We start from the raw sequence: 8,800 nt of genomic DNA on the forward strand, positions 1-8,800 counted from the left end.
CCCGGCCAGGGCGGCCCCCGCGCGGCCGTCGCACCCCCGACCACCCGCACACACCGTGGCTGGGGTGAGGCGGCGGGACACGGCGGCGGGGCGGGCTCGGGCCGGCCCGAGCCCGCCGCACAGGTCGCCCCGGACGCCTCCGCCCCGGACATCGCCGGCACGACGGTCACGCCGGCCGAGGTGAGGAGGTCGGCGATCATGCGCCGAGCGGCGGGATCACTTGCGTGAATGGTGACTCTCAACATCGGCATTCCTCGAGAGGCGACGCGGAAGAGCGCACAATGAATCCGCACGGGGTGCGGTGGGTGAATATTGCGCACCAAGGAGCGACCAATGTGTGGACAATGAACAGCCCGCACATGAGGTGAAGAGAAATGATCCTGGCCGAAGAGTGGCCGGAAAGTCCCTATGGATGCATCCGCGTCAAGTAAGCATGACCATTTCCGCCACCCCCGTTCGAAGGAACTCGACGAAGGTCATTGTCCCACGCCCGATGATCGCGTGCTGCCCCGTCCCTGCCGGCGTACGGCACCACGCGCAGACGACGGTGGGTGGCGGTCCGCCGGACCGCCACCCACCACAACCACTGGGCTGCCGAAGCCTCCTGGTCAGTCCTCGTCAGACTTGCCGCTCATCCCCGACGAGATCAACTCCATCACCGAGGAGTCCTGGAGAGTGGTCACGTCGCCGAGCGACCGGTTCTCCGCCACGTCCCGCAGCAGCCGGCGCATGATCTTCCCGGACCGGGTCTTCGGCAGCTCCGGCACCAGCATGATCTGCCGCGGCTTGGCGATCGGGCCGAGCGTCTTCGCCACGTGGTTGCGCAGGTCGGCGATGAGCTGCTCGCCCGCGTCACCCGCGGTCTCCGCGCTGCCACGCGGGATGGCGAACGCCACGATCGCCTGGCCGGTCGTCGGGTCGGTCGCGCCGACCACCGCCGCCTCCGCCACCGACGGGTGGCTGACCAGCGCCGACTCCACCTCGGTCGTGGAGATGTTGTGGCCGGACACCAGCATCACGTCGTCCACCCGGCCGAGCAGCCAGATGTGTCCGTCGTCGTCCTTCTTCGCGCCGTCACCGGCGAAGTAGACCCACTCGTCGCCGGTGTTCGCGCCCGCCCCGAACCGGGACCAGTACGTCTCCAGGAACCGGTTGTCGTCGCCCCAGATCGTCCGCAGCATCGACGGCCACGGCTCCTTCAGCACCAGGTATCCGCCGCCGCCGTTCGGCACCGACTGGCCCTGGTCGTCGACCACGTCGGCGACGATGCCGGGCAGCGGGCTCATCGCCGAGCCGGGCTTCGCCTCGGTCACGCCCGGCAGCGGCGAGATCATGATGGCGCCGGTCTCGGTCTGCCACCAGGTGTCCACCACCGGCAGCTCGGCGCGGCCGACGTGCTGCCGGTACCAGATCCACGCCTCCGGGTTGATCGGCTCGCCGACGCTGCCGAGCAGGCGCAGCGACGACAGGTCGTACCCGGCCGGGATGTCCTCGCCCCACTTCATCATGGTGCGGATCAGCGTCGGCGCGGTGTACAGGATGGTCACCTTGTACTTGTCGACGACCTCCCAGAACCGGCCCTTGTGCGGGGTGTCCGGGGTGCCCTCGTACATGACCTGGGTGGCGCCGTTGGAGAGCGGGCCGTACACGATGTAGGAGTGCCCGGTCACCCAGCCGATGTCGGCCGTGCACCAGTAGACGTCCGTCTCCGGCTTCAGGTCGAACACCGCGTGCGTGGTGTACGACGTCTGGGTCAGGTAGCCGCCGGTGGTGTGCAGGATGCCCTTCGGCCGGGCGGTCGTGCCGCTGGTGTAGAGGATGAACAGCGGGTGCTCGGCGTCGAACGCCTGCGCCTCGTGCTCCGGCGACGCCGTCTCCACCGTCTCGTGCCACCAGTGGTCCTTCGCCGACCAGGCGACCTCCTCACCGGTACGCCGGACCACCAGCACGTGCTCCACCGACGGGCAGTTCGCCACCGCCTCGTCCACCGTCGGCTTGAGCGCCGACGGCTTGCCCCGGCGGAAGCCGCCGTCCGCGGTGATCACCACCTTGGCGCTGGCGTCCTGGATCCGGTTGGTCAGCGCGTCGGCGGAGAAGCCGCCGAACACCACGCTGTGCGTGGCGCCGATCCGGGCGCAGGCGAGCATCGCCACCGCCGCCTCCGGGATCATCGGCAGGTAGATCGCCACCCGGTCACCGGCGGTCACGCCCAACTCGGTCAGCGCGTTCGCCGCCTGGCAGGTGAGCTTGTGCAGGTCGGCGTAGGTGACGGTACGGGTGTCGCCCGGCTCGCCCTCCCAGTGGATCGCCACCTTGTCGCCGCGGCCCGCCTCGACGTGCCGGTCCAGGCAGTTGTACGCCACGTTGAGCCTGCCCCCGGTGAACCACTTCGCGAACGGGGCGTTCGACCAGTCGAGCACCTGCTCCCACGGCTGGGCCCAGGCCAGCCGGCCGGCCTGGCGCTCCCAGAAGGCCAGCCGGTCGCCGGCCGCCTCCTCGTACGCCTCGACGGTCACGTTGGCGTTCGCGGCGAGTTCAGCCGGCGGCGGGAACTGGCGCGTCTCGTTCAGCAAGTTGGCCAATGCCTCGCTCATGCGGTGACTCCTTCGTCGCGTGACCTGCGTCTCCTACTGCGGGGAAGGTTAGCCCCGGCTACCGTGCCCGCGACCGCCCGTCCCTCACCGCGCGCCCAGCGGCCCTCCCCTCGCGCCGAGGTGTAAGGAAGGGCACCTTATTAACGCCTCCGGTAGGGGAAGGGCCCCTTATTAACAACCCCGGGCTTGGGGGGAGCCCGGCGGTCGCTAGCGTGACGGGGTGACCACCGATCCGCTCGCCCCGCTGCTCGCGCTCGCCGACGTCGCCACCGCCGTCGAGCAGGCCCGCGAGCGGGTCGACCAGGCACACCGGCACCGTGCGCTGCGCCGCCAGGGCGGCCAGGTCGCCGCCGAGGTCAGCCTCCGCTCCGCCGTGGCCAGCGCCGCCCTGGAGGGCCGCGCCCACGACCGTGAGGAGGTACGCGCCGGCACCGTCACCGACCCGGTGCTCCAAGGTGCGCTGCGGGTCGCCGGGGCGCTGCCCGGGCTGAGCGACCTCTGGCCCAAGGCGCCCCGGCAGGTGCTGGCCCGGCTGCACGTACTCGCCGCCCGCGACGTGGTCACCGAGGAGGAACTGGGCCGGCCGGTCGCCGACCCGGTGGTCGCGGCCCGTCTCGACGGCCTGGCCGCTCTGGTGGCCGGTGGCACGAAGGTGCCGCCACTGGTGCTGGCCGCCGTCGTCCACGGCGAACTGCTGAACCTGCGCCCGTTTCCGGGCCCGTCCGGCGTGGTGGCCCGCGCCGCCGCCCGGCTGGTGCTGATCTCCACCGGGTTCGACCCCCGCGGGCTGGTCGCGGTCGACGTCGGGCACTGCGAGCGCGAACCGGAGTACGTCGGCGCGGCCGGCGCGTTCGCCACCGGCACGCCCGACGGCCTGCGCTCCTGGCTGCGGCACTACATGACGGCGGTGGAGGTCGGCGCCGACCAGATCACGCTGATCGGCGACGAGATCCTCGCCGCGTCCTGAGGTGCGCGGGCGTCACGCGGTGGGTGCGGCGGTGCGGGTGCGGCGGTGCCGGCCGTACCAGGCGATGCCGATGGCCACGCCGACGCCCACACCGAGTGCCGCCGCGGCGACCGGCACCGCCGGCCGCTCGCGCAGCCGGCGACCCAGCGGAATCGGGTGCCGGAACTCCAGCACCGGCCACGCGTTCTCCACCGCCAGCTTGCGCAGCGCCCGATCCGGGTTGACCACCGTCGGATGCCCCACGCACTCCAGCAACGGCCGATCGGAGTACGAGTCGGAGTACGCGTACGAGTCGGCCAGGTCGTAGTCGCGCTCCAGAGCCAGTTCGCTGACCGCCTCGACCTTGCTCGGACCGGCCGCGTAGAACTCGACCTCGCCGCTGTACCGGCCGTCCACCACACCCATCCGGGTGGCGATCACGTCGGTGATCCCGAGCAGCTCACCGATCGGCCGGACCATCTCGTCGCCCGACGCCGAGACCAGCACCACGTCCCGCCCGGCGGCCTGGTGCTCCTCGATCAGAGCGGCCGCCTCGGCGTACACATAGGGGTTGATCAGCTCGTGCAGCGTCTCCGCGACGATCTGGCGGACCTGTTCCACCGGCCAGCCCTTGCAGAGCGTGGCGAGGTAGTCCCGGGTGCGGGCCATGGTCTGCTCGTCGGTGCCGCCCAGCCGGAACATCAACTGCGCGTACGCCGACTTGACCACGTCACGCCGGGTGATCAGCCCGTCCCGGTAGAACGGCCGACCGAACGCCAGGGCGCTCGACTTGGCGATGACGGTCTTGTCGAGATCGAAGAAAGCGGCGCTACGGCCCACGGCGCGAAAGTCTAGCCCGACGGGCGACGTCCGGGCGTCCGCCCGGGTGGCGAAAGCCGATGAGCACCCGGAGGAGTGACGTCGGTCACAGGCGGTTATCGATGAATTTAGCTTTGCGTGGAGTGAACAACACTCGACGTATAAGGGTCGACTGCGGCATGCTTGTGCACGCGACGGGAGTTCGCATACCCGGCGCCGCTCGACCCTCGGCGGTTGCACCCCCCGTAACCGCTGAGTCGGTTCGGCTCGACCCCCCCGGAGCCGAACCACAAGACGACCCCCGTCTCCCCCCGACGGGGGTCGTCCCTTTGTGGTGGGAGCGTGCCACCGCAGGTCACCGGCACCCGGGGACGGTCTGCTGGACCAGTAGGTGACAGGTTCAGTTCACGCGGTCTGACCAGCCGGTCGGGTCGGGGCGCGTAGCCGGGCCGACGACGGTCTCGGCGGTGCGGGCCAGCCAGCGCAGGGCGGAATCCACCCGGCGGCACAGGTACGCCTGTTGAACCGACCGGCATGAACACGAGATCGGTGACGTCCAGAGACGAGGCGGCGGCACCTGCCGGCAGCCTCAGGTGGCGACCGGCGTCACCGGCCGCCCTTGCCGCCTCGCCCAGCGGTGGGCGAAGGTGGAGGCTGTGAGCGACGAAATGGCACGGCCGGACGTCTGGCAGGTCATCCGCGACCGGCTCGCCGGAAAGCCCGACGACCATGTCCTGGCGCTCACCCTCGAGGGTGGCGGCATGCGCGGCGTGGTGTCGGGCGCGATGCTCATCGCACTGCGCGACCTGGGCATCACCCGCGTCTTCGACCGGATGTACGGCACCTCTTCGGGCTCCATCAATCTGGCATATTTCGCGGCAGGCGGCAGCTGGGATGCTCTCTCCGTCTACTACGACCACCTTCCGCGCGGCTTCGTTAATCCGGCCTACCTGGTGCACCGACCGCGCCTCAACATGCCGTACGTGTTCGAGCGGGTGATGCGGGAGGAAGTTCCGCTCGACACCGTCGCGCTGGCCGACTCGCCTTTCGACGTGCGGATCGCCCTGTCAAATGTGGACACGATGCTGCCGGAGCCATTGGATGTCCGAGATGTCGCCCCGGACATCCACCGCTATCTCATGGCCGGGTCGTGGTTGCCGATCCTCGCAGGTCGTCCGTACCGGCTCGATGGCCATCGCTACCTCGACGGCGGACTGCTCTGGCCCGATCCCCTGTATCCGGCGCTGGCCGATGGCGCCACCCATGTCCTGATGATCAATACAGCTCCTGAGGGAACCCCCACGGACGCGAACCGGGTGACCAGCTTCGTCCTGCACCGCACCCTCAACCAGTGGGCACGGGGACTCGGCGACGCGGCACTTGAGGCGCGTATCGCCTGGGAGGCCGACAAGCAGCTCTTAAAGACAGGCACCACTGTGGACGTGCGGGGTACGTCCGTTCTACGGCTCCGACCCGCCGCCGGCTCCCATCGGGTACGGCGGCTCACGCTCGATCGCGGAACGCTGCTGGACGGGGCTCGTGTCGGCTATCAGTCGATCTTCGAGGCGTTCGGGCGACCGCTGGACGGGGCGTACTTTTCGATCAGCGGACGCAGGTCAGCCGAACAAGGGTGAGGCTTGCTCGGATCGCTACCGTGGGTGCATGGCTTCGCGGCGGACGGTGATTCCCAGCACCTTGATCGGCCTCGTCGTCGTGCCCGCCCTCATCAACCTTGCTACCGGCGGTACTCCTGACGAGTGGGGAACGCGCCAGTGGGCACTGTCCGGGGCTGCCGTCGTCCTCGCCCTGGCCGTTGCGGTCCGCGAGCGCGATCAGAGGTACGAGCAGCCGTCGCTGGACGCGGTGCTCAACAACCTCGCCGACGCGATAAGCAGTCAATGGACGACGGAGATGGGCACGCGGAACCTCAACGAACCGCGCCCGTTCCCCCTGGGCTGGAAGGTGGCGCCCGCGGAGCTGACCACCCCGCTCAGCACGCTGCATCTTGCGGCAAGTGAGTGGTGGCCGGCACCCGAAGGCGGCTGGGCGCGCTCAACCGCCCTGGCAGGTGACGACCTCGACCTTGCCGAGGTGCTACTGCGGCGGGCGCCGACTCGGCGGCTGCTCGTGCTCGGCGGCGCCGGTTCCGGCAAGACCGTCGCGCTGGTCCGCCTCGTTCTGCGCCTGCTCAAATTGCGCGGCACGCCCAAGGGCGTCAACGCTGTCCCGGTCCTCTATTCACTCGCGTCGTGGGACCCGAAACACACCGGTCTGTACGACTGGCTGGAGACGCGGCTCTCCAACGACCACCCCCAACTGGGGGAGACCGATGGCCGGGGCGTCACCTGGGCACGACGACTGATCGACGCAGACCTGCTCCTGCCGGTCCTCGACGGGTTCGACGAGTTGCCCGCAGCACTGCGCGCCGCTGCCCGCGACGGCATCAACAACGAGATGCGCCGAGGCGCCGGTTTCGTGCTCTCTTCCCGTACGGAAGAGTTCGCCGAACTCGTCGACGACAATCCCGGCACGGCTGGCCGACTGCACCTAACCCTGGCCATTGAGATCGAGTCGGTACGCCTCCCTGCGGCTCGCTACTACCTGGCTGCCGAGGGCGGGGAGGAGCGGTGGTCGGGCGTCTTCGCTGCCGCAACCCGATCGGAGCCGTTGCGCGAGGTTCTCACCACCCCGCTTCAGATCAGCCTGGCCCGGGCGATCTACAACCCTCGTTCTGAGGAGCCCCTGGATGAGTTGCCTCACCCCGACGAGCTAACCGACAGCGACCGCTTCCGGGACCGGGCGGCGCTCGATCAGCACCTGTTCGCCGGGTTCCTGCCCGCCGCCTACCGGCAGTTCCCCGGGCAGAAACCCGAGCCGTTCTGTGACAAGGAACGCGCGATCAGATGGCTGGGCCTCCTCGCCGTCTGGCTGGAGAAGCGGGCCGTAGTCGACCTGGCCTGGTGGGAGCTGCGCGAGAAGGTCGGCGCTCCGGTGATCGCTCTCTCGGTCGGCGCCCTGCCCGCGCTCGCGGTCGGCTTGGTCGCCGCGTTCGGTGACACGCTCGGGATGGGTCTCGGTCTCGGCATCCTCGTCGCCCTGGCCGTGGTGTTTCTGCCGATCGGGCACCCGGGAAACGGATCGGGCCGTCGGCACCCGAACACCTTCCAACTCCTGATGGTGCCTCGACGCGTCGGCATCGTGGGCGGCATGGCGGCGGGTTTCGTCGGTGGTCTTCTCGGTGCGCTGGCCGGGGGGATGCTTTGCCACGTCCTGCGGGGCACCCCGGTCTGGGCCGGCCTCATGGGGGGTCTGGGTGCGGGCATCGGCGCCGGTGCCATCGGTGGTAGACGCCGGGGATTCGCGGGCGGCCTCCTGGGCGGCATGGCGGTGGCACTGACCGCCGGTCTGGGCAGGGGCGTGGTCGCGGGTCTGGTGGACGGAGTCGCCGCGTGGTTGGCAGCTGGCGCAGTCGTCGTGCTCACCGGCCTGCGCCGTCCGGCCCGGGAGGTGCGGGCCCTGCACTACTCAAAGGTCGGTCTCGTCGTCGGGATCACCGTCGGACTCGCCATCGGTACACAGGTGTGGCTGCGCTCCGAGCTTCGCCTGGGGATCCTCGCCGGCATCGTCGTCGGAGTGCTCGGCGGCCTGGCCGCTGGTCTTGAGGGCACCACCGTAGACCCGAACAAGATCGCGGACCCGCTGAGCGTGCTCCAACGCGACCGCGGGACCTTCCTCATGGTCGGTACCCTCGGCGGACTCGCCTTTGGCCTGGGCGCAGCCTTCGGCGTACGCCCCAGCGTCGGCCTCGCCGCCGGTCTGACCGTCGGGCTGGTGGCGGCGTGCGTCCAGTCCTCGTACGGCCCGTTCGTCATCGCCCGCTTCTGGCTCGCCGTCCGGGGTGACTTGCCGTGGCGTCTCATGAAATTCGTCGACGACGCTCACCGCCTCGGTGTCCTCCGCCAGATTGGAGCGGTCTACCAGTTCCGTCACATTGAGTTGCAGAGATATCTGGCCAGGGCGACCAGTCGGTACGAGTCGACGCGCGAAGCCCAGGAACGGGCGGCCGTCGGGCCGCATGTCCGCAGTGCCACAGCAGATGGCTGATAACGACCCCGGCCGAACAGCCAGACGTCCTGAGGGCACCCGGCACGGCTCAGCGGATCACGGTGCGCAGGTGTACCGGGCCGGCTCGAAACACACCAGTCCTCGGCCCCGCTCGTCGGCCACCACCCAGGGACGACCGACGTACGTCTGCTGCCGGTCCGACTGGCCGGGCCGGAGCACCGCGTACTGCTGCCGGCGGCGCTCGTAGTTGATCCAGTCGACCACGGCCATCGGCCGGTGGGCCTAGGGCCTGTGTCGAAGTCCGTGCGAGGGCTTGAGCTGTTGGGTGAGGATCTTGGCGTGTCGGTGTTCGAGATGTAGCGAGGTCTCCGGTATC

The 8,800-nt window shown here is 69.9% G+C and carries 6 protein-coding genes; 3 read left to right on the plus strand and 3 right to left on the minus strand.

Annotated features, from left to right (window positions below; all coding sequences use genetic code 11):
• Positions 1-608 precede the first annotated feature (608 nt).
• Positions 609-2,594 carry an acetate--CoA ligase gene (acs, locus tag AB0D28_RS29680; protein WP_357391201.1) on the minus strand — a complete coding sequence of 662 codons (1,986 nt, stop codon included), beginning with the start codon at positions 2,592-2,594 and terminating at the stop codon, positions 609-611.
• 220 nt (positions 2,595-2,814) lie between these two features.
• Between acs and AB0D28_RS29685 the strand changes: the two genes are divergently transcribed.
• Positions 2,815-3,561, plus strand: a complete 747-nt coding sequence (locus AB0D28_RS29685) for an oxidoreductase (protein WP_357391203.1) — start codon at positions 2,815-2,817, stop codon at positions 3,559-3,561.
• 12 nt (positions 3,562-3,573) lie between these two features.
• On the opposite strand, the gene AB0D28_RS29690 is transcribed toward AB0D28_RS29685, so the two are convergent.
• Complete coding sequence (locus AB0D28_RS29690) at positions 3,574-4,380, minus strand: HAD-IB family hydrolase (RefSeq protein WP_120572053.1); 807 nt, start codon at positions 4,378-4,380, stop codon at positions 3,574-3,576.
• Between the two features lie 635 nt (positions 4,381-5,015).
• On the opposite strand from AB0D28_RS29690, the gene AB0D28_RS29695 reads away from it, so the two are divergent.
• The gene (locus AB0D28_RS29695; RefSeq protein WP_357391205.1) at positions 5,016-5,993 is read left to right on the plus strand and encodes a patatin-like phospholipase family protein; all 978 of its coding nucleotides are present in this window, start codon (positions 5,016-5,018) and stop codon (positions 5,991-5,993) included.
• A 28-nt stretch (positions 5,994-6,021) separates the two neighbouring features.
• Complete coding sequence (locus AB0D28_RS29700) at positions 6,022-8,463, plus strand: NACHT domain-containing protein (protein ID WP_357391207.1); 2,442 nt, start codon at positions 6,022-6,024, stop codon at positions 8,461-8,463.
• A 57-nt stretch (positions 8,464-8,520) separates the two neighbouring features.
• Here the strand turns inward: AB0D28_RS29700 and AB0D28_RS29705 are convergent, their stop codons facing one another.
• Positions 8,521-8,694 carry a hypothetical protein gene (locus tag AB0D28_RS29705; RefSeq protein ID WP_357391209.1) on the minus strand — a complete coding sequence of 58 codons (174 nt, stop codon included), beginning with the start codon at positions 8,692-8,694 and terminating at the stop codon, positions 8,521-8,523.
• Between the last annotated feature and the right edge of the window lie 106 nt (positions 8,695-8,800).

The sequence above is a fragment of the Micromonospora sp. NPDC048169 genome, from assembly GCF_040652815.1.
In the GTDB taxonomy this organism is placed as follows: Bacteria; Actinomycetota; Actinomycetes; order Mycobacteriales; family Micromonosporaceae; genus Micromonospora.

Excerpts from the sequence above, each read along its gene's own strand:
- acs (WP_357391201.1), bottom strand. The coding sequence starts at position 2,594 with ATGAGCGAGGCATTGGCCAACTTGCTGAACGAGACGCGCCAGTTCCCG.
- AB0D28_RS29700 (WP_357391207.1), top strand. The coding sequence starts at position 6,022 with ATGGCTTCGCGGCGGACGGTGATTCCCAGCACCTTGATCGGCCTCGTC.
- AB0D28_RS29705 (WP_357391209.1), bottom strand. The coding sequence starts at position 8,694 with ATGGCCGTGGTCGACTGGATCAACTACGAGCGCCGCCGGCAGCAGTAC.